Consider the following 21,263-nt stretch of genomic DNA (forward strand, 5'->3'; position numbering starts at 1 on the left):
ATGACAAAATTGGATTTAAAAAAAGAAATAGAAGGATATCTTAATTATTTGAGATTTGAACGTAATTATTCTCCAAATACTTTGAGAGGTTATAATATTGATCTTTTGGATTTCTATAATTATTGTAAAGAGAGAGATTTGGATTTTACGAATAAAAGAGTGATCAGGTCTTACATACAAAATATTGCTCAAAAAAACTATAAGAAGAGTACTATTGCAAGAAAATTAACTTCTTTAAGAAGTTTTTTTGAATATCTTCTTACCTATGATAAAATTAAAGAAGATCTTACTGTTTTCATTCCTATACCTAAAATAGAGAAAAGATTGCCTCAGTTTTTATCTATTGATGAGGTATATAAACTTCTCGATGCTCCATCCTTAGATAATCTTTTGGGTATAAGAGATAGAGCTATTTTAGAGACTCTATATGCTACAGGGATAAGAGTAAGTGAGCTTGTAGGTATAAATGAGGAAGATATTAATTGGAATTATGGAGAGATAAGAGTTTTTGGAAAAAGGGCTAAAGAAAGAGTAGTGATAATTGAAGAAAATACTTTAAAGATATTACAGCTTTATAATGATCATGTAAGGTCTAAACTATTGAAGAAACCTGAAAAGGCATTTTTTCTAAATGCTAAAGGAGAAAGAATTACAGATCGTGGAGTAAGGTTAATTTTGAAAAGATATACTAAATTTTTAGAAAAAAAGGTTTCTCCTCATATTTTAAGACATACCTTTGCCACACACCTTTTAGAAGGAGGAGCTGATCTTAGGTATGTACAAGAGCTTCTGGGTCATGTAAGAATTTCTACAACTCAGATTTATACTCATCTTACTTCAGAACAGATAAGAAATATTTACACAAAGGCTCATCCAAGAGCTAAAAAAGAAGAATAAAAGGAGGTTTAAGCATGAAAAGATATATGTCTCTTTTTATAATGCTTTTATTTTTACTAAATATAGGACTTGCAAAACAAAGTTTTACCATTGATTTCTCTAAAAATCCTCCCAAGGGAAATTTAGTTTTTGAGATGGGAAAAGGAGTAGTATTAGAAAGAAGTAATGGGGAATATCATTTGGCTATGTTAAGGGCAGAAGGACAGTTGAAGTTATATACTCCAGTAACTCCTCTTTTTAATCCCAAAAGAGTAGTTTTAAAGATTACAGGTATGAGTTCTTCTTTTATGACTGAAGAAACATGGGCTCCTATTTCCATATATGTAAACTCAAAAAATGTGATTTCAGGTTTTGATTTTGGCAGTGAATATTATATTACTCCTTCTTTTGATGTTACAAAGTACTGGATAGTAGGTCAAACAAATATTATAGAGATAATTCTTGAGAAGGATGCAAGTGGGGAATTTTGGTTAAAGAAATTGGAATTGATTATTTATGAAAGATAAATATTTTGTTTTTTATTGTAAAATATTCAAGTCCATCTTCTAACTTTATATCTTTTGGAAGATAAAATTCTTTTATATAGTTTTGAGAAGGTATTCCCGACCAAGATAGAATTAAGTCTTGAAGATATACTTTTTCATCTATTAACTTGTAAGAATGTTCGGGAAAATATCTTCTGTTGTTATAAAGAATTATTTCTTCAGATATTTGGGGATAATTAAAAAAATTGATAGAGAATGTAATAAACCTTATAGACTTGATATAAAAAGAGAGAACTTCCCATGTAAAATTTTCAGGACCTAATATGTTAATATCTGGTATATAGATATCTTGAGGTAAAGGTATGCTATTTTTTTCAATAAATATTCTGATATCGTCTATAATATTGTATAAATCTCTAATTAAATCTTTAAGAGAAGAACGTTTAAAGCTTAAAAAATCACTCCTTATATCTCTAATGCTTTTTAGTTTTTCTATAAAATCAGAGAGAATAATGTTATGTGAATTCATCCATTTCTGAAAGATTTTATAATTTTTGAAACTTTCTTCTATTATTCGTTCTTCTCCTTTTTCATAAAAATATAATTGATATAAACTTTCTCTTCCCCACTCAAAAGGAAAATTTAATTTATAAAAAAGATCTTTCATAGTATATTCAATTATTTTTTTAGCTATTGGTTTCATTTTTCAATATTTCTTTAAGGTATCTTATGGCTTCATCTCTTGTAGATATTTTATTATTCATCTGTGCTTCTATAAGCTTTTCTTTTAATTTACCTATTAGGGGAGACGGGGTTAGATTAAATATTTCCATGATTTCATTACCTGTTAATAAGGGTTTAGGAATATTTTTTATTTTGAAAAATTCATTTAATATTTTCCTATACCAATTCAAGTTTTCTATTTTACCTTTAATAGATATTTGATCAGCCATAAAGAGTAGTATCAAAGCAGGCACATCATCTTTTACTCTTAAAATGAGTTTATAAATAGGGTCTGATACTGGATTTTGTATGAAGCTTAAAGGGTACATATGAGTCCCAATAAGTTTTTTTAAAAAAATTATTTCTTTTTTACTTAACTTCAATCTTTCTCCTATATTATCTAAAAGTTCAACTCCTTTTTGTGAATGTCCATAGTAATGAACTAAAGAGGCTTCATCGATAGAAAAAGTTTCAGATTTACCTATATCATGAAGTAATACTGCTAATTTTAGAGTTTCAAGCTTTGTATAGTTTGAAAAGAATTTTTCATTTAAGTATGCTAAGATTTGTTGATATGAGTCTGGAAAAATAGATTCTATATTGTATATTAAATCTTCAAGAACAGATAAAGAAGTTATAGAATGCCTCAATGGATCTTCATGGTGGGGATTACTCCATGGAATATCTTTTAATACAAAAAGCTCTGGTAAAATAACCTCTAAAACTTTTGTTTCTACCATTTTAATCCATAGATAACTTGAGAATGACGAAATTAGTATTTTGTAAATTTCGTCGTGTATCCTTTCTGCTTTCACTGATTTTAATTTTTCTCTATCTTCTATAATCTTCTTATAAGTATTTTTTTCTATTTTAAAACCATATCCTAAAAATCTAAAAGCTCTTAGAATCCTTAAAGGATCTTCCTTAAAGGAGTTAGGTGAAGATATTCTTAGTATTCCTCTTTCTAAATCTTTTAAGCCATTTAAAGGATCAATTATTTTAAAGCTGAAAAGATTTAATGCAATAGAATTTATAGTAAAATCACGCCTTAGAAGTTCTAATAGTAAATTGTTTTCATATATGGGGGTAAAATCTAAAATGATGTCTCCATCATTATTATTTATAATTATTCTGTAATACTCTCGCTCCTCATCTAATTTGATAAGTTTACCGTTAAAAAGGTTAGTTAGATCAAATAAAAAATTATAATTTAAAGGGTAAACTAAAAAGTCTACGTCCTTTAATTCTTTTCCAATAAGGTAATCCCTTACAAAACCACCTACTATATAGATTTTTAAATGATTAGCTTTGGCATAATCACGTACTATTTTTAACGTTTTATAAATTAATTCTTGCCCTTCCATTTCTTAGTAGATATTTTATCTCTTCAATCTCTATATCTTTTAAATTTCTTGGGAAGTTATAAGGTACTATTCTTGGGCTTTCATTATAATAAGGTCTATTGCAATTAGGGCATCCGGTCGTTTTAAAAATTATTTCAAAAAAAGGCTCTGCTAATGATAAAATATCCTCCGTAATTAATAAATTGTCATTTTTATCAAATGACAATTCATCAAAAGAGATTAAATTTCTCTGTAAAAGAAAAGTGATAAGTTGTATTTTTCTGTATTTGTAATAATTAGGAGGGTTCATGTTTTCAAGACGAGTTCCACTTAAAGGTGTAAATGCAAATAAAGCTACTGTTACCTTCCATTTTGATAACTTATCTATAATGTAAACTAACTCCTTTTCCTCTTCTCCTAATCCTACAATTATATGAGATGTGATTTGGGAAGGAAACTTTATACTTGCTTCTTTAATAAACTCTAATCTTTCTTCAAATTCTCCATATTTTATTTTTCTAAAAAGATCTTTTCCTACCGCATCAATAGATATGTTTATTCTATCAATTTCTAATTCGAAGAATTTTTCTATATGAGATATGTTATTGAAGGGGGCAGAAATAGAAATAGGTAAATTGAAGATTTTAAATAGTTTTATTGTTTCAACTAATTCTTTTTCCCAACTTAGATGATTTGTCACTTGAAAACATAATCTTTTAAAAGGATTATATTCCTCTAATAGGTTTATTAAATCTTCTATTTCTATGAAAGGCCATGTAATTCTTGAAAGCATAAAAACATCAACGTGACTTCCTCTTGCTTGAGTGCAGAAGGCACAATTATTGAGACATTTTTGTAGTGTCATAAGATATAAAGTTGTTGGTGAATCTTCTTTTATATATTTTCTTTTAAGTACTTCCAAACTACCCGAAGAAATTCCAAATCTCATAATAGGGCACAGCATTCTTCAAAGATTTTTATATTATTCTGGGATTTTATAGCTTCAGGGTGAGGATTAACAATAGCATGAAAGTTAAGGTCTATGGCTAGAGAGTCTAATTCATATCTATAATTACCATTTGGGCGTACACATCCAAGATAAAACTTAGTATTAGGTAATTTTTTCTTAGCATAATTCCAAAGTTCTTCAACTTCTTTTATAGAAGGTAAAGATATTTCTTGGAAAGACGTGTTTTGAATGGGAGTAATCACAATGAATATAATTTTCTCAGGAGTAGGATCTTTAGATAAAAAATCTATTTCTTCATATTCTTTTTCTATCTTTCCATAATTAGCTCCCATTAAGATATGAGGACTTATTGGAAAATATTCTTTTATCATAAAGTATTCTTCTTTAAAATCGTTACTATTCTTATCCTTAAGATGAAAAATATTTTTAATAACAAAGTCATCTAACATCAAATCATATGAAACCATATCTGGTAGTGATATTAAATGTTTAATTGTTTTTTCATCTATAAGACCCATATGAAAGTTTAGTTTATATCCTGATTCTTTTAATTTTTTCATAAGATTTATAGAGGATTTTGAGAGGGGAAGATAGCCTTTTTTATTATATCCGCCACTAACCAAAATACTTTTAAAATAATTTAACTCAAGCTTTTTTGAAAGATGATCTATATTTGTCATATTTTTTAAAAAGTGAGCCTTACAATGATCACATTGCAAAGCACACCATTCCCCTGTGATACTTAGTGGAAGGGTTCTAATAGGTTTTACTGATATCATCTCCAGTTTACCTTTAGCATTTTAGCTGCATATACTTCATCTAATCTACCTACAGGTGTATTATGAGGGGCTGATTTTAATATATCAGGATTTTCCTCACTCTCTTTAATAATAGTTTTTAAAATTTCTACAAATTGATCTAAGGTATATTTGGTTTCAGTTTCTGTAGGCTCAATCATTAAAGCTTCTTCTACTATAAGAGGGAAATATATTGTAGGAGAATGTACTCCATAATCAAGTAGTCTTTTAGCTATATCAAGTACTTTAATTCCTTTTTCTTTTTGTTTTTTACCAGAGAGAACAAATTCATGCTTACAGAGATCAGGGTAAGGTAGATGGAAAAGATCTTTTAATTTTTCTTTTAAATAATTGGCATTTAATACAGCTATTTCGGTAACATTCTTCAAACCTTCAGATCCAAGAAGTCTAATATAGCAATAAGCTTTTAGAAGTACTAAAAAATTTCCATAAAACGTTCTTACTCTTCCTATACTTTTTTTGATATCATAATTAAGATAATACCTTTCTCCATCAAATTCTACTGTTGGTTTTGGTAAATAATCTTTTAAAAATGATTTTACACCTACAGGACCTGCTCCTGGGCCTCCACCTCCATGGGGAGTGGAAAAAGTTTTATGAAGGTTTATATGGACAGCATCAAATCCCATATCACCAGGTCTTGCATATCCCATGATACCATTTAAATTTGCTCCATCATAATATAAAAGAGCTCCTGTCTCATGTACCATTTGGGAAATCTTCAATATATCTTTTTCAAAAAGACCAAGAGTGTTTGGATTAGTTAGCATTAAAACAGCCACATCTTTATTTAGATATTTTGCTAATATATTAGGATTTACAAGTCCTCTTTCATCAGATGGTATTTCTATAGTTTCAAATCCTGCCATTGTTGCACTTGCAGGATTTGTTCCATGGGCTGAATCTGGAGCTAATACAATTTTTCTTTTCTCTCCTTTGTCTTTAAAATATGCTTTAATAATTAACAATGCTGTAAGTTCTCCATGAGCTCCTGCAGAAGGTTGAAAAGTAAATTTATCCATGCCTGTTATATTAGATAGATATTCTCCAAGTTTATAGATAATTTCTAAACTTCCCTGGGATAAATCTTCTGGAGTATAGGGATGTAAATTAGCAAATAATGGAAAGCTTGCTATTTCTTCATTTATTTTGGGATTATATTTCATGGTACATGAACCTAAAGGGTAGAAACCTGTATCAACCCCATAACCTCTTTGAGAAAGATTGGTAAAATGTCTCACTACTTCTGGCTCACTTATTTGAGGAATAGGTATGTCTTTTCTTATTAATTTTTCAGGTAAGATCCTCTCTGGAAGATAATCTTCTAAAGGATCTGGAAGATTGATTGTAGGTCTGTTATTATCATGTAAATCTTTTAGGAGAGGTATTTCTTTATTCAATTTTTATATATGACCTCCTTTAAAGAAGTTACTAAAAAGCTAATATCATCTAATGAATTCATCTCAGTAACTGCAATGAGGATTTCTTTTTCTCTTTCAGGATAGAACCTTTTAAGAGGAATTCCTGCTATAATATTTTTTTTCTTGAGTGCATCTATAACTATATTACTATCTATTGGAGTTTTTAAAACAAATTCGTTAAAATTATAGGAATTAGGATAGGTTAATTCAAAACCTTCTTTAGTTAAAAAATCCTTTAAATAATGAGTTCTAGAGAAACAAATTTCGGCAATTTTTCTAATACCCTTCTTGCCTAAAAGAGACATATATACTGCAGCCATTATTGCTGTGAGAGCTTCGTTTGTGCATATATTAGATGTGGCTTTTGCTCTTCTTATATGTTGTTCACGGGTTTGAAGAGTATTTACAAATCCTCTCTTATTATTTATATCCCTTGTCTCTCCTACAATTCTCCCAGGCATTTGCCTTATATATTCTCTTTTTGTAGCCAAGATACCTAAATATGGCCCACCAAAGCCTAATGGTATACCTAAGGATTGGCCTTCTCCGACTACAATATCCACATTGTACTCTCCTGGAGCTTTTAAAATTCCTAAGGATATAGGATATATGGAAAGTATTAGTAAAGAATCATGTTGGTGGGTTATTTTTTCTATTTCTTCTAATTCCTTTTCTATAACTCCAAAAAAATTAGGGTTTTGAATAATTACAGAGGAAGTATTATTGGATACTTTTTCTTTTAGAAAATCAATATCTGTTTCACCATTTTTATTAAGTGGAATCTTTACAATGTTAATTTCTTGAGCCCCTAAATATGTATAAAGTGTCTCTAAATATTCTGGATGTAACCCTTCGGATACTAAAACTTCCTTTTTACCATTTATCCTTACTCCCATGAGAACTGCTTCACAAATACCTGAGCCTGCTTCATAAAGGGAAGCATTAGCTACATCCATCTGAGTAAGATCGCATATAAGACTTTGATATTCAAATATGGATTGTAAAACTCCCTGACTAATTTCAGGCTGATATGGAGTATAGGAAGTATAGAAGTTGGGAAATTGAGCTACTATTTTAACAAAGGGGGGTATATAGTGTTTATAAGCACCACCCCCTAAGAAGGATATAAATTTTTCGCCTTTATTTTTTTGAGCTAAATTTTGTATCTCGTTGATAAGATCTATTTCTGATATTGGGGGAGGCAAAATAAAATTCTCTTTCGCTTTTTTCTTAATATCATCTGGTATATCGTTGAATAACTCCTCAGTACTACTTACTCCTATGGCTTTTAGCATCTCTAAAATTTCTTTTGAAGTATGGGGGATATAAGCCATATTTAAGCTCCTATAAATTTTTTATACTCCTCTGCATTCATTAGTGTGTCTAATTCCTTAGGATCACTAATTTCCAATTTTGCGATCCAGCCGTCATTGTAGGGATCTTCATTTATTATTTCTGGTTTTTCTTTAAGTTTTTCATTTACTTCTATTACCTTACCTGATATGGGTGAATATACATCGGAAGCAGATTTTACAGATTCAATTACAGCTAATACATCATTTTGTTTTACAGTTTTACCTATTTCTGGTAGATCTACGTAAACAATATCACCAAGTTCTTCTTGAGCATAAAAAGAGATACCAACAATTGCAATATTTCCTTCTAATTTTACCCATTCATGTTCTTTTGAATATTTAAGATTTTCAGGATACATTTTTCTTCTCTCCTTTCTTTATAGATGTATTCTTAACAAAGGGGGGCTTGACAATTTTAGCTTTTAAAAATTTATCTCTTGCTTTAATTCTTACTTCTTCATGGGTTGAATTATTATATAATAATCCAATTCCTCGTTTCAATATAGGGGAATAATTTCCACTTGTCACATAACCTATTTTTTCTTCATAACTATAGACTTCATATCCTGCTCTCGGAATACCATTTTCCAAAAGCTCAAATCCATTTAGGGTTTTTGTTTTTTTATCTCTTTTATCAATCAAAGCATCCTTTCCAATAAATTCACCTTTTTCCAACTTTACAACCCATCCTAAATTTGCTTCCCAAGGGGTTGTGTTTTCATCTAATTCATGACCATATAAGGGATACCCCATTTCTAACCTTAAGGTATCCCTTGCTCCAAGCCCGCAAAGTGTTATTTTTTCTTCTTGTATAAAGATGTTAAAAATTTCTTTCACATCCTCTATAGATACAACAATCTCAAAACCGTCTTCTCCTGTATATCCAGTTCTTGATATTATAACATTTTTATTTATTATTTTGTCCTTTACAAAATAATAATATGGAATATTATTTAGAGGATAATTTGTATATTTTTGAACAATTTTCTCAGCTTCTGGTCCCTGAATAGCTAATAGATTTGTTTGAAAGGTTATATCTTCAATATAGACATTAAACTTTTTATTATTTTCTAATAGCCAATTAAATATTTTCTCTGTATTAATAGCATTTACTATTAATAGAAATTCTTCTTCTGAAATCATATATACGAGAATATCATCCATAATTGTCCCTTGAGGGGTTAAAACTAAAGAATACTGAGCCTTTCCTGGGTGTAATTTATTAATGTCGTTAGAAGTTGTATATTGAAGGAGGTCTTTAGAGTTTTTGCCATTAACTACAATTCTTCCCATGTGGGATATATCAAAAATTCCTACTTCATATCTTACAGCAAGGTGTTCTTTTACTGTTCCTACATATTCTAAGGGCATCCACCAATTTGCAAACTCAAAAAACTTAGCCTTTAATTTTTTATGCTCATCCTCTAAAAATAGCCTCTTTGCCATTTTTTCACTCCTAAAAATAATAAGTCCCAGGCTGGAATTAGCCAGCCTGGGACTTTAGATTTATTTCTTTACTGCTTCGCGAAGCTCTTTTCCGGGACGGAATACAGGAACTTTTGTTGCTGGTATTTTAATTGGTTGTTGTGTACGAGGGTTTCTTCCCTCTCTAGCTGCTCTCTTTCTTACAGAGAAAGTACCAAATCCTACAAATTGAACTGTATCCCCCTTAGATAATGCTTCGGTTATAGTTTCTAATACAGCATTTACTACTTTAGTTGCCTCTTTCTTTGTGATTTTTGCCTTCTCTGCTACCTTTGCGATGAAATCGGCCTTTTTCATCCTTATTCACCCCCTTTCTTAATGGATTTATATCATAAGTCTATGAAGTTTTCGAAAGTTCCCAAAGTTCATTTAATTCTTTCAAGGTAAGATTTTTCCAATCTTTTCCTAACTCTTTTATCTTTTTCTCTATAAACTCAAATCTTTTAATAAATTTCTTGTTAGTTTTGCGTAATGCTTCTTCGGGTTCTATGTTTAAATGACGCGATATATTTACTATAGTGAAAAGGATATCTCCAATTTCTTCTTCTATTTTTTCTTTATTCTTGTTAGTGATTGTTTCTTCTAATTCTTTAAATTCCTCTTTTAGTTTTGGTAATATATCTTCAGTCTTTTCCCAATCAAATCCTACATGAGAAGCCTTTTCTTGAATTCTAAAGGCAGATAAAAGGGATGGCATGTTCAATGGTACACCACTTAATATACCTTTTTCTTCTTTTTCTTGACTTTTAATTTTTTCCCAATTTGTTAAAATATCTTTTACTCCATTAACTTCCACATTTCCAAAAACATGAGGATGTCTTATTATTAACTTGGTTCTTAAATTTTTACATACTTCTGCAAAACTAAATTTTTTTTCTTCCTCTCCCATAACGCTTTGCATAAGGATATGTAATAGTACATCTCCTAACTCTTCTTTTATCTTCTCAGAATTATTTTCTTCTAACCCTTCAATCAATTCATAGGTCTCCTCTAATAGATAAGGAATCAATGACTGAGGGGTTTGTTTTTGATCCCATGGGCATTCCTTTCTTACCCTCTCAACAACATTATATAATTCTATAAATTCTTTACATATATCCTCTTTTCTATTCATCGCCTTTCTTCTTATCTGTAAAAATTTGATTTTCACTAAGATTATAGCACCAACTTGAAAAAAAGCAAGTATTCAAGCTAAATTTTTCTATCTTGAATGTTTCTGAATAAGATTTTACCTATGTTCTATAAACTCATAAAAATCCTATTCATCTGTTTTTGGAAGAGGTGTTTTTGCCTCTTTTCTATAGAAAAACTGTTGTATCTCTATTAACTTTCTCCATATTACTATCCAGAGATCTTTGTCTGAAAAATCTTTTTCAATTTTTGCTTTGTTTAATTGATCTTCTAACCATTTGTTTATGACTTTGCCTCTTTTATCAGTAAGAAGTTTTTCTTCAATTTCTGCTTTTGCTTGGAAATATGGTGTTGTATAGGCCTCTTTAATTTCTGAAACCTTAGTAATATAATAACCATCTTGTGTTTTAATAGGTTTACTTATTTGATTGATTGGAAGTTTTATTGTTACTTTTTCTACTTCTTCTGGTAATGTTCCTTCTATAACAAATCCTAATTCTCCACCCTTGTCCTTTGTAGTTGTGTCTTCAGAATATTTTTTAGCTGCCTCAGTAAAGGTTATTTTATTATTTACTAAATCGTTATATATTTGGTTTGCTTTTTTCTCATCTTTTACAAGTATCAAGTGCACTTTATATTCTTTGGGATGTTCAAAAAGTTTTATGTTTTCATTATAATATTTTTTAATTTCATCCTCTGAAACTTTTTCATCCTTACCAATTTCATTCATCAATTTTCTATAAAGGAGATTTTTCTTTAATTCCTCTTTAAATGTATTTCTATCTAAACCGTATTGGGCAAGAGCCATCTCAAATTGAAGAGTATTTGGAAATTCCTTTTCTATCTCTTTTAATCTCTGTTCTACCTCTTGGTTGGAGAGACTAATCCCTCTTTTTTTAGCCTCTTCTTGTAATATCTTCCAACGAGCTAAATCTTTTATAGTTTCTTCTTTTACCTTACTTAAGAGTTTCTGTCCATCGGTTGTTGTAAAATCAATATTGTATAATATGGCATATTGGGTTTTCATAAAATTTAATCTGTCCTTGTATTCCTGTCTGCTTATGGGGATATTGTTTACTTTGATTACGGGATAGTTTTTCATCTGATGATAAACAAAGGCAACAAAAGCACCGCCTAATATAAAAAGAACAATAAATACAAGAAATACGATTTTTAGAACACTATTACCCTTCATTGCTGTTCACCTCATATCCTGTAAAGATTTTTTATAAGCAATCTGATTGCGATTATATCACAATTTTATCTTATATTGGAGAGATCTTTTAGAAAATTATAAATAAATACAAGTTTTTTGGTGATTGTTCCTTGAGGAAGAGATAGCTCTTTAATTTTTCCATCTTTTGGGTGTAATTTTAATCTTGTAGAGATTTCGATTTTTTCAATATTCATATTTTCTGCCAAGAATTTTATTTTAGAAAACAAAAAGAGATTATTTAAACTTTCAGGAATTGGTCCATAGATATCTTCCATCTCCCTCTTAATATCATCTAATTCTGAAAGGGATTTTAAGTGAGCAAGTTTCTGATAATAGTAGATACGATCACTGCTTGAGGTTATATAGTCTTCTGGTATAGAAATAGAGAAGGGATGTATTATCTTACAATTTTTTTCTTTCTCTTCTTTTTCTTGTGATTTTAATTCTTTAATGGCCTCTTCTAAAAGTTGTAGGTAGAGGTAGAATCCTACCGAGTCAATATGTCCATGTTGTTCTTTGCCTAATATTTTACCTGCTCCTCTTATCTCTAAATCACGCAATGCAAGTCTTAAGCCAGACCCCAAACTTGAAAATTCTTTTAATGCTTCCAATCTTTTTATACTTTCTTCAGATAGTTTTTTAATTGGAGCATGGAGAAAATAAGCATAAGCTTGCCTATCTGACCGTCCAATGCGACCTCTAAGTTGATACAACTGGGCAAGACCCATGTGTTCTGCATTTTCTACAAAAAGTGTATTGGCGTTAGGTACATCTATTCCTGATTCGATTATTGTGGTAGCTATAAGCACATCTATTTTTCCGTTGTAAAAATCATTCATTATTTCCGTAATCTTTTCATCTGCCATTTGACCATGAATGATACCATAAGAGGCCTCTGGAACTAATTGAGTAAGAAATTCTCTTATTTTTTCAAGTTTTGGAATATCATTGCAGACATAATATACTTGACCTCCTCTTTCTAATTCTCTTCTTATCCCTTCTTGGATGATTTGAGGATTATATTCTAATACAAAAGTTTGTATAGGTAATCGGTTTTCAGGTGGTGTTTCTAAAATAGAAAATTGCCTTATTCCTGAAAGAATCATAGAAAGGGTGCGAGGAATAGGAGTTGCAGAAAGATAGAGAATGTCTACATTGGGGTATTTCTTTTTAAAATGTTCTTTTTGCAATACTCCAAATCTATGTTCTTCATCTACTATGATAAGTCCTAAATCTCTAAATTGAACATCCTTTTGAAGGATTCTATGGGTTCCTATAATAATATCTATTTCTCCTTTTTTAATTTTTTCCAAAATTCTTTTTTGTTCCGATTTTGGTTTTAATCTGCTTAAAATCTCAATATTCACGGGAAAAACTTCAAGTCTTTCTTTAAAAACTCTCCAATGCTGAAATGCTAAAATAGTAGTGGGTACAAGAATAGCCACTTGTTTTCCATCTAATACTGCTTTAAAACTTGCTCTTAAAGCAAGCTCTGTTTTTCCAAAACCCACATCTCCAATAAGTACTCTTTCCATAGGTTTGTTCGATTCCATATCCTTTTTGATTTCGTTTAGGGCTTTAATTTGATCTTCGGTTTCAATATAAGGGAAACTTGCTTCCAGTTCTTTTTGTAGAAAATTATCTTTAGAAAAGGCAAAACCTTGAGAAATTTCCCTTTGAGCATATATTTTTAACAATTCTTCAGCAATTTCTTTAGCTGATTCTTTGACTTTTCTTTTAGTTTCCTCCCATTGTTTCGTACCAAGTTTGCTTATCTGAGGAGGAGTTTGAGAAGATGATATATACCTTTGAATAAGATGCATCTCTTCCAAAGGTACATATAAATAGCTTTTATCTGCATATTCTATAGTTATGAATTCATTCTCGATTCCTTCTATTTTTAGTTTCTTGAGACCTCTAAATATACCTATACCATAATTAACATGTACTACATAATCCCCATCTTTTAATAATGATAAATCTTTAGGTTTTAAGCCTTTTTCTGTTTTTATAACTTTTCTTTTTCTTCTCTTTCCAAAAATTTCATAATCTGTTAATACCAATATTTTTTCATTTTCCCATAAAAAGCCTTCTTTTATTTTTTCTCCTCTTAAATATTTCAAATCTATGTTTTTTAAGCGTATTTTTAATATATCTTCATGTTCAGAGGAAATGTAAATTTCCCAACCATCTTCTTTATAACTTTTTAATGTCTTTTCTAAAAAATCTCCTGTACCCTTAAATGTTGGGGGAGAGTAGATAGTAAAATTAATGTCAGGTTCATAATTGTGAAGATCTAAATATTGATATTTACCTAAATTCTCTAATAATCTTTCTTTTGTAAGAAAAAGATTAGGTGGTAACTTTTCTTTTGATGATCTTCTATTATAATTTTCTTTTCCTTTTTCCTCCCATTTTTCTAAGAGAGCTAAACTTTCTCCTAAATTTTCAAATACGATCAGGGTCTTGGAGGACAAGAAGGAGAAAATATAGTCTATTACTTCGTTATGTTTCAAGAAATATTTTTCTTCATCTAAATTTTTATCAAGTTCATATAAGGGGGTTAAAATAAATTTTGTTAAATTTTTTATAGACCTTCGGTCTTCGATACTAAAAAATCTTATTGATGTTATTTCATCTCCAAAAAATTCTAATCTTATAGGATATTCAGAGGAAGATGGAAAGATATCCAAAATTCCACCTCTAACACTATATTCTCCTATTTTCTCTACTTGAGTATTCTTCTCATATTGATTTCTTTGAAGAAAATTTTCTAAAAGATTTCTCTCTATCTCTTTACCTACCTCTAAGACTATGAAATTGTTTGAGAGTTTATATTTTGAGGTTAATGGATAGATAAGAGATTTTAAAGAAGCTATAACTGTATGATTCGGATTTAATAAGAGATCAGTAAGAACCCTTAATCTTTTTCCTTCTTTTTGTACAGATCTTAAAGGTTTTTCATAAGGTAAATGAACGTAAGAAGGAAATGTTTCTAAAATATCGATCTCATTTTTTAAATCTTCCCATAATGTTAAATTTTCATCATTATTGGTAATCCATAGAATAGGCCTTTCAAGGTTAAGTAAAGATTCAAGTAGTATAGGATATATACCTTTATAAATCCCAAAAATTTTTAAGTTTTTTCCCTCATTGATAAGATATTTTAATTTATTAAACTCTTTACTTCTAATAAATTTTTCTAAAAGAGCCATCTTCTATTATAAAGATTCTGAGCCTTATCCCATCCCTCCTTTAAAATAGTATTAATTATTTCTGGCATTTTGTTTAATACTTTTGATAAGATTTTCCATTCTTCTTCTGTAAACTCTCCTAATACGTAATTTATTGTTTCAGCTTTATCTATTGGTTTTCCTATTCCAATTCTTAAGCGATAAAAATTAGAGGTTTGAATTTCTTGTATAATAGATTTTATTCCATTGTGTCCTCCATCTTTTCCATTAAACCTAATTCTTATAGATCCTAAATTGAGATCTAAATCATCTTGTACTATTAAAATTTCTTGTGGTTCAAGATTATAATTATCAAGAAAATTTTTTACTCCTTTACCGCTTAAATTCATATATGTTTGGGGCTTAACAAGGTATATTTTAGATGATTCTATAAAGCCTTCAGAAACAAAATTTAGTTCTATTTTTTCCCATTTATTAAAGGAGAAATAATCGTATAAATAATCCACTACCATAAAACCAACATTATGGCGTGTGTTTTCATATTCTTTTCCAGGATTTCCTAATCCAATTATTCCTAATCTATCCACTTTCTTTTAGAAAAACTATTCCTGCATATCCTACTACTTCTGAATAGTCTTTCGTGATATCTCCAGAAGTACTATAGTCTATAAGTACTCCCTTTGAAGCGCCTAAATATTTACTTACTGTTATTGTTACGAAAATAGGACCTGATCCACAAATACTAATATCTTCTTCTCTTACTCGATTCATAAATTCTTCTTCATCTAAATTTAATATGGCTTCTATAGCATAGAAATCTTTTTCCTTAGCTATGGTCAGAGGTTCATAATGAGAAAAGTCAGAACTTGCAATAACAAGAATTGGATCGTTAGTTTCTAATATGGCTTTATAGATGGCTATTGCTAAATCATATAATATGGGGGTTCTATAATCCACTATTGTGATGGGAACTATACTTATATTGGGGTTTAAAAATTGCAAGAAGGGAATTTGAACCTCTATAGAATGTTCATATCTATGAGCATAAAGATCTTCAATTAAATACTTAGAGTGTTTGAGTATCTTTTCAGATAAATCGTTGTTTATATCTACCTTACCTAGTGGAGTTAACCATTTACCTTCCTTATATATTGATGCAGGTGCCCCTAAGCCATTGTGGTTGGGACCTAAAATTATAACATTGTTAGGTATTTTTATGCTTGAATATACTTTACCTGCAACTTTTCCAGAGTAAATATATCCTGCATGAGGAACAACGCATCCTATGGCAGATATTTTTTCATCTGTCTTTATAATAAACTTGGATATAAGGCTTATTAGTTCTCTTTCGTCAGCAGGATAAAAGTATCCTGCTACATATGGTATTCTGTCTTTCATATGATATAATTATAACCGATTTTTGAATAAAATAGAAATTCTAAGTTTTAATATGGTTTTAAAGAAAGTTTCTTAAAATTCTATATTTAGAGAAGGGAGGATGAAAATATGTCAAGAAGGTGCGAGATTTGTGGAAAGGGACCTTGGGTAGGTTTACAAGTAAGCCATTCTCATCGTAGGACAAAAACCAGATGGCTTCCCAACCTTCATAAGGTTCGTGCTTTAGTTAATGGAAAGGTTAAAACAATAAAAGTTTGTACCAGATGCTTAAAGGCTGGAAAGGTACAGAAGGTTGTATAAGCTATGAGGGAAGAAAAAGTTAAGGATGTAATTTCTTATATTCATGAAAAGGAAAAAGAATTAGAAGCCCAAATAGAAAAGGAAAAAATAAACATAGAAATTATATTTAACAAAAAAATAGAAGAGTTTCTTTTAAAACAAGAGGAAAAGAGACAAGAATATTTAAGGGAGATAAAAGGGATAGAGAAAGTAAGAAAAGAGGAAATAGAAAGAAAGATAGCTGAGATAGCAAAAGAGTACGATTTAAAATTAAAACAACATAAAGAAAAATTGGAAGGTAACTTACCTAAAGCCTTAGATTTTCTCTTCCAAAAACTTTTAGAAGGTTGAGGAAGAAAAAATGATTTTAGATGTAGAGAAATTTTGGTTAATTGTTCCTAAGAATGAAGAGAGTATATTGAGAGATATATTCAAAGAGTTCCCCCGTATCCATTGGGAGAAATTAGGAGATGAGGAGACCCCAGAAAAAGGAAACCCATATGATAACGAAATTTCAAGAATAGAGGATATACTAAGGATTATAAATATATTTTATCCACAAAAAAAGGGTTTTTTAGAAGCTTTTTTTGCTGGTAGAGAGGAAATTTCTGAAGAAGAGTTTGAAAAATTAAGGAGTGAGGTCTCCTTAGAAAGTTTATATAAGGAAGCAAAAAGTTTAGAAAAAAAGCTTTCAGTAATAGAAGAAAAAGAGAAAATTTTGACTGCTTTGTATGAGGAAACTAAATATTGGGAATTTCTGGATTCAGAATTAAATTTTCCCAGAACCTTTAAGCGATTTAACCTGTATAGCGGAAGTTTTAAAAAGGATGATTTTTCCGAGTTTGTGAGGGAAGCAAGTGATATATTAGAGGAAAGTTGGTATAAGTATTTTGAAATAAACGGTGAAGTAAGGATAGTTATCCTTATACCTAAGGATAAAATATTCTATTTTGAATCCCTGTTAACAAAATATAATTTTGAGAATAAAAGAATCCCTTATTTAAAACATTATCCAAAAACTGCCCTTGAGAAGATAAGTAATTTTCTAATAAAATTAAAAAAAGAACTTTCCGAACTTTTTGAGAAGGCTAAAGATCTATATACTAAAAAGAAAAACATACTTGCCTGGTATGATTATTACCTTTCTAAGGTAGGAGAGTTAGGTTATAAAGAGTATTCTTATAGAAGTAAATATTTTTCTGTTTTTTCTGGTTGGATACCTAAAAAGGATAAAAACGAATTTCTAAATATTGTTAAAAAAAGACTTACCGATTTTGGCTTTGAGAGTAGAGATCCATTACCCGATGAGGATCCACCTGTACTTTTAGATAATCCTAAATTTATAAAACCCTTTGAATTTTTAACGAAGCTTTATGGACTTCCTCCTTATGGATTTATAGATCCTACTCCCTTTATGGTACCTTTTTATATGTTATTTTTTGGTATTTGTTTGGGGGATGTGGGTTATGGACTTCTTTTACTCATCTCTACAATATGGATAAAGAAAGTTTATAAACCCGAAGATGAAACTAAGGAATTGTTGGATTTATTAACTATTCTAAGTTTCCCATCTATTTTAGTTGGTATAATTACTTGGAGTTTTTTTGGTAATCAGATATTTTTAGGTCCTGACGGTAAATTTATAGGGATATTCCCTATTATAAATCCAAGTCAGGACTTAATAACCGCTTTAGGAATTGCACTTCTCATTGGTGTAATATCTCAATTTTATGCTTTAATTTTAAGATTTATTTCTTGTTGGAGGGTAAAGGATTATAAAGGGGCTTTTTATGATGCTGGACTTTGGATACTCTTTTTAGGATCAATCCTTATATATTTTGGAGGAAATGCACTAAAAATAAATATTCCATACTTACAAATATTTAAATATCTAATTTGGTTAAGCTTGATAGGTCTTGTGTTAACTCAAGGAAGGGATAATAAGGGTGTAGCAAGATTTATTGTGGGATTAATTAGTATATACGGAATATTAGGTGGATATGGCTTGACCTCATTTGTTGGAGATATTCTTTCCTATTCAAGACTTTTTGCTTTGAACTTAGTGGGTTCAATATTTGGTTTCGTGATAACACAACTAGCTAATATGATTAAAGGGATTCCAGTTTTAGGTTTTATATTGTTGCCATTAGTATGGGTTTTCGGCCAAGTATTAAATTTTGTTTTAAGTGCTCTTTCAGCCTTTGTTCATTCTACCAGATTGCAATTTTTAGAAATGTATGGAAGGTTCTTTGTTGATGGTGGCAGAAGGTTCTCTATTTATAGAGTGGAAGGTAAGTATTTTAAATTAAAGAAACAATCTAATGGGAGGTAAGAAGTATGTTGGGTTTAGCAATTGCCCTTATTGGCGCTGCTTTAGGTGCTGGTCTTGCAGCAGCAGGTTCTGGTAAAGGAGTTGGTATTGCTGGTGAGGCCGCAGGAGGAGTATTAGCAGAAAAACCAGAGCTTTTTGGTACTGTTCTTATACTACAAGCTCTTCCTGGTACACAAGGATTTTATGGATTTATAGGAGCATTTCTTATTTTAATGAGGCTTGGGCTTCTTGGGGGTAATGTCCCTAATTTAACCCTTGAGCAGGGGCTTATGGTTTTTGCTGTAAGTATTCCTCTTATGATTGGTGAATTTGTGAGTGGAATTTGGCAGGGTAGAGCAAGTGCCGCAGCATTGCAAATGGTAGCCCAAAAACCACAAACTTCTGGTCAGGCTATTATTATTCCTGCTTTAGTTGAAACCTACGCTATTCTTTCTTTAATTACCTCAATAATATTCTTATTCTTTGGAGTGAAGATCTAATGTCTATAGAGAAAGTATTAGAAAGGCTTGAAAAAGAAAAAGAATTTAAAATTGAAGAGTTAAGAGAGAAGAAGGAAAAGGAATTTACTGATTTTGTGACAAAAAAAGAAAAAGAGTTTGAAGAGTGGAAGGAACAGATTAAGAGAGAGTTGGAAAATAGATTGAAGAAAGAGGAAGAGACTTTAACGTCTCAGATTAAACTGAAGTATTTAACTGAATCAGCTAAGATTGAGACTGAAGTTGTATACAATTTGAAATCTGAACTTTTAAAAAGAGTAAAGAAGCTTTCAAAAGATAAGTATACAGACATATGGAGATCTATTTTATTAAGGGAAAAGATTAATGAGGGTAGTATTTTGTTGACAAAGGGCGAAGATAGTCTGGATATTGAAACTCTCTCAAAGGAATTTAATCTTATACTGAGAGAAGAAAGAGTTGAAGGGATGGGTGGATTTATAATTGAAAAAGGAAATGTGATTATAGATCTTACCTTAGACACAATTTTGGAAGAGCTTGTGAATAATAATATTCTTGATATTGCTAAAATATTGCGTGGTGAAATGTAATTATGTATGCAGAATATCTATTTTTATCTACAAATTTAAAGGCTAAGTTTCCTAAATTCATAGATAAAGCAACATGGGAGCAGTTAATAAATTCCTCTATAGAAGAGTTAGTTGATTTTTTAAGGAATAATAATTATGGGAGCCTTTTAGAAGGATATGTGGGAATTATAAAAATTCTAAACGACGATCTTAAAAACATAAGGATGACTGTTAAGTCTCCATATTTAGATCTTATGCTTTTTGATTTAATGGTTCATGATGTAAGGGCGAATTTATTAAAGAGTAATATACAACAGGATTTTTTAGGGACCTTTGATGTCAAATATGGCGCTGTTTATGATCAATTAAAAAAGAGAATATTAGATAGAGCGTTTAGATTTTGGCAAGATACTAATGATTTAAACCTCTTAAATATATATATCGATTTGGAGGTAGTAAAGTATTCACAAGAGCTTACAAAAAATCTTAGTTTGCCTAATATTAAGAAATTTTGGGAATTAAGGACAGATCTTTATGTTTTAAAGATTATTTCAAGACTTCAAAGATTAAATATAAATATAGATATATTTAAAAAATATGGTATAAATCTGAGTTCTATTGAATCTTTTCATGAGAAAACATCTGGGATTTATCAAGAGGTTTTAAAAGAGGCTGAAAATGTTGACTTTGACTTTTTGATTAAAAAATATCTTTTAAATTATATGACAATGAATTTTAAAAATGTGATTAGTGGTCCTGAAGTTGTTATTTTTTATTTCTATAACAAATGGTGGGAATTAGAAGATTTAATTCTCCTTTTAGAGAGTAAAAAGAATAATATTCCAAAAGCTTTTTGGGAAAGAAGGTTGTTGAAGACAAATGCTTGAAGGTAAAATTGCTATTATAGGTTTGGAAAGTTTGGTAGAAATATTTAAGATATACGGTGTAGATGTTTTTCCTGTAAAAAATGAAAAAGAAGCCTTTGATGTTTTTAATAGATTATCTGATAAGGAATATTCTTTGATTATAGTTTTGGAAAGTGTTTCTGGAAAGATTTTAGAAAATGTAAAAGATAAGATTCCTCTTATTTTACCCGATACATTTTCACAACGAAAATTAGGGGAAGAGATTTTAAGAGATATGGCTGAAAAAGCCTTAGGAATAGATATACTTTCTGAAGGAGAGGGATAGT

Annotated in this window: 23 protein-coding genes; 9 read left to right on the plus strand and 14 right to left on the minus strand. The window is 29.9% G+C overall.

The annotated features are described in order from the left end of the window. Window positions 1-897: a site-specific tyrosine recombinase/integron integrase gene (gene xerA / locus ACY3IT_RS04120; RefSeq protein WP_463083517.1), complete on the plus strand. Its 897-nt coding sequence runs from the start codon at window positions 1-3 to the stop codon at window positions 895-897. 14 nt (window positions 898-911) lie between these two features. Beyond that, window positions 912-1,403 (plus strand): hypothetical protein, encoded by a 492-nt coding sequence (locus ACY3IT_RS04125; protein ID WP_463083518.1) that lies wholly within the window; start codon window positions 912-914, stop codon window positions 1,401-1,403. Here the strand turns inward: ACY3IT_RS04125 and ACY3IT_RS04130 are convergent. The 14 genes from ACY3IT_RS04130 to ACY3IT_RS04195 form a co-directional block, all read right to left on the minus strand. Further along, complete coding sequence (locus tag ACY3IT_RS04130; RefSeq protein WP_463083519.1) at window positions 1,387-2,085, minus strand: DNA repair protein Rad50; 699 nt, start codon at window positions 2,083-2,085, stop codon at window positions 1,387-1,389. The two genes, ACY3IT_RS04125 and ACY3IT_RS04130, sit on opposite strands and share 17 nt — an antisense overlap. Beyond that, a complete protein-coding gene (locus ACY3IT_RS04135) occupies window positions 2,069-3,469 on the minus strand; it encodes a CCA tRNA nucleotidyltransferase (RefSeq protein WP_463083520.1) in 1,401 nt (466 codons plus the stop codon). The genes ACY3IT_RS04130 and ACY3IT_RS04135 overlap by 17 nt, the downstream gene beginning before the upstream one ends. Beyond that, complete coding sequence (locus ACY3IT_RS04140) at window positions 3,444-4,397, minus strand: radical SAM protein (RefSeq protein ID WP_463083521.1); 954 nt, start codon at window positions 4,395-4,397, stop codon at window positions 3,444-3,446. Before ACY3IT_RS04140 ends, ACY3IT_RS04135 begins: the two co-directional genes overlap by 26 nt. Then, the gene (locus tag ACY3IT_RS04145; protein ID WP_463083522.1) at window positions 4,394-5,197 is read right to left on the minus strand and encodes a radical SAM protein; all 804 of its coding nucleotides are present in this window, start codon (window positions 5,195-5,197) and stop codon (window positions 4,394-4,396) included. The genes ACY3IT_RS04140 and ACY3IT_RS04145 overlap by 4 nt, the downstream gene beginning before the upstream one ends. Next, window positions 5,194-6,636 carry an aminomethyl-transferring glycine dehydrogenase subunit GcvPB gene (gene gcvPB, locus ACY3IT_RS04150; RefSeq protein ID WP_463083523.1) on the minus strand — a complete coding sequence of 481 codons (1,443 nt, stop codon included), beginning with the start codon at window positions 6,634-6,636 and terminating at the stop codon, window positions 5,194-5,196. The genes ACY3IT_RS04145 and gcvPB overlap by 4 nt, the downstream gene beginning before the upstream one ends. Continuing rightward, a complete protein-coding gene (gene gcvPA / locus ACY3IT_RS04155) occupies window positions 6,633-7,991 on the minus strand; it encodes an aminomethyl-transferring glycine dehydrogenase subunit GcvPA (protein ID WP_463083524.1) in 1,359 nt (452 codons plus the stop codon). Before gcvPA ends, gcvPB begins: the two co-directional genes overlap by 4 nt. A 2-nt stretch (window positions 7,992-7,993) precedes the next feature. Continuing rightward, the gene (gcvH, locus tag ACY3IT_RS04160) at window positions 7,994-8,371 is read right to left on the minus strand and encodes a glycine cleavage system protein GcvH (protein ID WP_463083525.1); all 378 of its coding nucleotides are present in this window, start codon (window positions 8,369-8,371) and stop codon (window positions 7,994-7,996) included. Next, a complete protein-coding gene (gene gcvT, locus ACY3IT_RS04165) occupies window positions 8,361-9,458 on the minus strand; it encodes a glycine cleavage system aminomethyltransferase GcvT (RefSeq protein WP_463083526.1) in 1,098 nt (365 codons plus the stop codon). The genes gcvH and gcvT overlap by 11 nt, the downstream gene beginning before the upstream one ends. Window positions 9,459-9,518: 60 nt before the next feature. Continuing rightward, window positions 9,519-9,794 carry an HU family DNA-binding protein gene (locus ACY3IT_RS04170; protein WP_463083527.1) on the minus strand — a complete coding sequence of 92 codons (276 nt, stop codon included), beginning with the start codon at window positions 9,792-9,794 and terminating at the stop codon, window positions 9,519-9,521. Between the two features lie 40 nt (window positions 9,795-9,834). After that, on the minus strand, window positions 9,835-10,611 hold the full coding sequence (gene mazG / locus ACY3IT_RS04175; protein WP_463083528.1) for a nucleoside triphosphate pyrophosphohydrolase: 777 nt from the start codon (window positions 10,609-10,611) through the stop codon (window positions 9,835-9,837). A gap of 144 nt (window positions 10,612-10,755) precedes the next feature. Then, complete coding sequence (locus ACY3IT_RS04180; RefSeq protein WP_463083529.1) at window positions 10,756-11,823, minus strand: peptidyl-prolyl cis-trans isomerase; 1,068 nt, start codon at window positions 11,821-11,823, stop codon at window positions 10,756-10,758. A 65-nt stretch (window positions 11,824-11,888) separates the two neighbouring features. Next, on the minus strand, window positions 11,889-15,059 hold the full coding sequence (gene mfd, locus ACY3IT_RS04185) for a transcription-repair coupling factor (RefSeq protein ID WP_463083530.1): 3,171 nt from the start codon (window positions 15,057-15,059) through the stop codon (window positions 11,889-11,891). After that, on the minus strand, window positions 15,047-15,625 hold the full coding sequence (pth, locus tag ACY3IT_RS04190) for an aminoacyl-tRNA hydrolase (protein WP_463083531.1): 579 nt from the start codon (window positions 15,623-15,625) through the stop codon (window positions 15,047-15,049). The genes mfd and pth overlap by 13 nt, the downstream gene beginning before the upstream one ends. Next, a complete protein-coding gene (locus ACY3IT_RS04195; RefSeq protein WP_463083532.1) occupies window positions 15,618-16,436 on the minus strand; it encodes an MEMO1 family protein in 819 nt (272 codons plus the stop codon). The genes pth and ACY3IT_RS04195 overlap by 8 nt, the downstream gene beginning before the upstream one ends. 108 nt (window positions 16,437-16,544) lie before the next feature. Between ACY3IT_RS04195 and rpmB the strand changes: the two genes are divergently transcribed. The 7 genes from rpmB to ACY3IT_RS04230 are packed head-to-tail and all read left to right on the plus strand — an operon-like array spanning window position 16,545 to window position 21,262. Then, window positions 16,545-16,736 (plus strand): 50S ribosomal protein L28, encoded by a 192-nt coding sequence (rpmB, locus tag ACY3IT_RS04200; RefSeq protein WP_148806697.1) that lies wholly within the window; start codon window positions 16,545-16,547, stop codon window positions 16,734-16,736. A 3-nt stretch (window positions 16,737-16,739) separates the two neighbouring features. Further along, window positions 16,740-17,066, plus strand: a complete 327-nt coding sequence (locus ACY3IT_RS04205; protein ID WP_463083533.1) for a chromosome partitioning protein — start codon at window positions 16,740-16,742, stop codon at window positions 17,064-17,066. Window positions 17,067-17,076: 10 nt separating this feature from the next. Next, a complete protein-coding gene (locus tag ACY3IT_RS04210; protein ID WP_463083534.1) occupies window positions 17,077-19,047 on the plus strand; it encodes a V-type ATP synthase subunit I in 1,971 nt (656 codons plus the stop codon). Window positions 19,048-19,052: 5 nt separating this feature from the next. Further along, the gene (locus ACY3IT_RS04215) at window positions 19,053-19,526 is read left to right on the plus strand and encodes a V-type ATP synthase subunit K (protein ID WP_463083535.1); all 474 of its coding nucleotides are present in this window, start codon (window positions 19,053-19,055) and stop codon (window positions 19,524-19,526) included. Next, window positions 19,526-20,092: a V-type proton ATPase subunit E gene (locus ACY3IT_RS04220; RefSeq protein ID WP_463083536.1), complete on the plus strand. Its 567-nt coding sequence runs from the start codon at window positions 19,526-19,528 to the stop codon at window positions 20,090-20,092. Before ACY3IT_RS04215 ends, ACY3IT_RS04220 begins: the two co-directional genes overlap by 1 nt. 2 nt (window positions 20,093-20,094) lie before the next feature. Beyond that, window positions 20,095-20,958 carry a V-type ATPase subunit gene (locus ACY3IT_RS04225; protein WP_463083537.1) on the plus strand — a complete coding sequence of 288 codons (864 nt, stop codon included), beginning with the start codon at window positions 20,095-20,097 and terminating at the stop codon, window positions 20,956-20,958. After that, complete coding sequence (locus ACY3IT_RS04230; RefSeq protein WP_463083538.1) at window positions 20,951-21,262, plus strand: V-type ATP synthase subunit F; 312 nt, start codon at window positions 20,951-20,953, stop codon at window positions 21,260-21,262. Before ACY3IT_RS04225 ends, ACY3IT_RS04230 begins: the two co-directional genes overlap by 8 nt. Window position 21,263: the final 1 nt, after the last annotated feature.

It is taken from the genome of Dictyoglomus sp. GBS (assembly GCF_055179815.1).

Bases quoted from the DNA above. Each gene is read 5' to 3' on its own strand.
- xerA (WP_463083517.1), top strand. From the start codon at position 1: ATGACAAAATTGGATTTAAAAAAAGAAATAGAAGGATATCTTAATTAT.
- ACY3IT_RS04230 (WP_463083538.1), top strand. From the start codon at position 20,951: ATGCTTGAAGGTAAAATTGCTATTATAGGTTTGGAAAGTTTGGTAGAA.
- gcvH (WP_463083525.1), bottom strand. From the start codon at position 8,371: ATGTATCCTGAAAATCTTAAATATTCAAAAGAACATGAATGGGTAAAA.
- ACY3IT_RS04225 (WP_463083537.1), top strand. From the start codon at position 20,095: ATGTATGCAGAATATCTATTTTTATCTACAAATTTAAAGGCTAAGTTT.
- mfd (WP_463083530.1), bottom strand. From the start codon at position 15,059: ATGGCTCTTTTAGAAAAATTTATTAGAAGTAAAGAGTTTAATAAATTA.
- ACY3IT_RS04215 (WP_463083535.1), top strand. From the start codon at position 19,053: ATGTTGGGTTTAGCAATTGCCCTTATTGGCGCTGCTTTAGGTGCTGGT.
- ACY3IT_RS04210 (WP_463083534.1), top strand. From the start codon at position 17,077: ATGATTTTAGATGTAGAGAAATTTTGGTTAATTGTTCCTAAGAATGAA.
- ACY3IT_RS04195 (WP_463083532.1), bottom strand. From the start codon at position 16,436: ATGAAAGACAGAATACCATATGTAGCAGGATACTTTTATCCTGCTGAC.
- ACY3IT_RS04220 (WP_463083536.1), top strand. From the start codon at position 19,526: ATGTCTATAGAGAAAGTATTAGAAAGGCTTGAAAAAGAAAAAGAATTT.
- ACY3IT_RS04205 (WP_463083533.1), top strand. From the start codon at position 16,740: ATGAGGGAAGAAAAAGTTAAGGATGTAATTTCTTATATTCATGAAAAG.
- ACY3IT_RS04180 (WP_463083529.1), bottom strand. From the start codon at position 11,823: ATGAAGGGTAATAGTGTTCTAAAAATCGTATTTCTTGTATTTATTGTT.
- mazG (WP_463083528.1), bottom strand. From the start codon at position 10,611: ATGAATAGAAAAGAGGATATATGTAAAGAATTTATAGAATTATATAAT.
- rpmB (WP_148806697.1), top strand. From the start codon at position 16,545: ATGTCAAGAAGGTGCGAGATTTGTGGAAAGGGACCTTGGGTAGGTTTA.
- ACY3IT_RS04135 (WP_463083520.1), bottom strand. From the start codon at position 3,469: ATGGAAGGGCAAGAATTAATTTATAAAACGTTAAAAATAGTACGTGAT.
- gcvPA (WP_463083524.1), bottom strand. From the start codon at position 7,991: ATGGCTTATATCCCCCATACTTCAAAAGAAATTTTAGAGATGCTAAAA.
- ACY3IT_RS04145 (WP_463083522.1), bottom strand. From the start codon at position 5,197: ATGATATCAGTAAAACCTATTAGAACCCTTCCACTAAGTATCACAGGG.
- ACY3IT_RS04170 (WP_463083527.1), bottom strand. From the start codon at position 9,794: ATGAAAAAGGCCGATTTCATCGCAAAGGTAGCAGAGAAGGCAAAAATC.
- ACY3IT_RS04125 (WP_463083518.1), top strand. From the start codon at position 912: ATGAAAAGATATATGTCTCTTTTTATAATGCTTTTATTTTTACTAAAT.
- ACY3IT_RS04130 (WP_463083519.1), bottom strand. From the start codon at position 2,085: ATGAAACCAATAGCTAAAAAAATAATTGAATATACTATGAAAGATCTT.
- gcvT (WP_463083526.1), bottom strand. From the start codon at position 9,458: ATGGCAAAGAGGCTATTTTTAGAGGATGAGCATAAAAAATTAAAGGCT.
- ACY3IT_RS04140 (WP_463083521.1), bottom strand. From the start codon at position 4,397: ATGAGATTTGGAATTTCTTCGGGTAGTTTGGAAGTACTTAAAAGAAAA.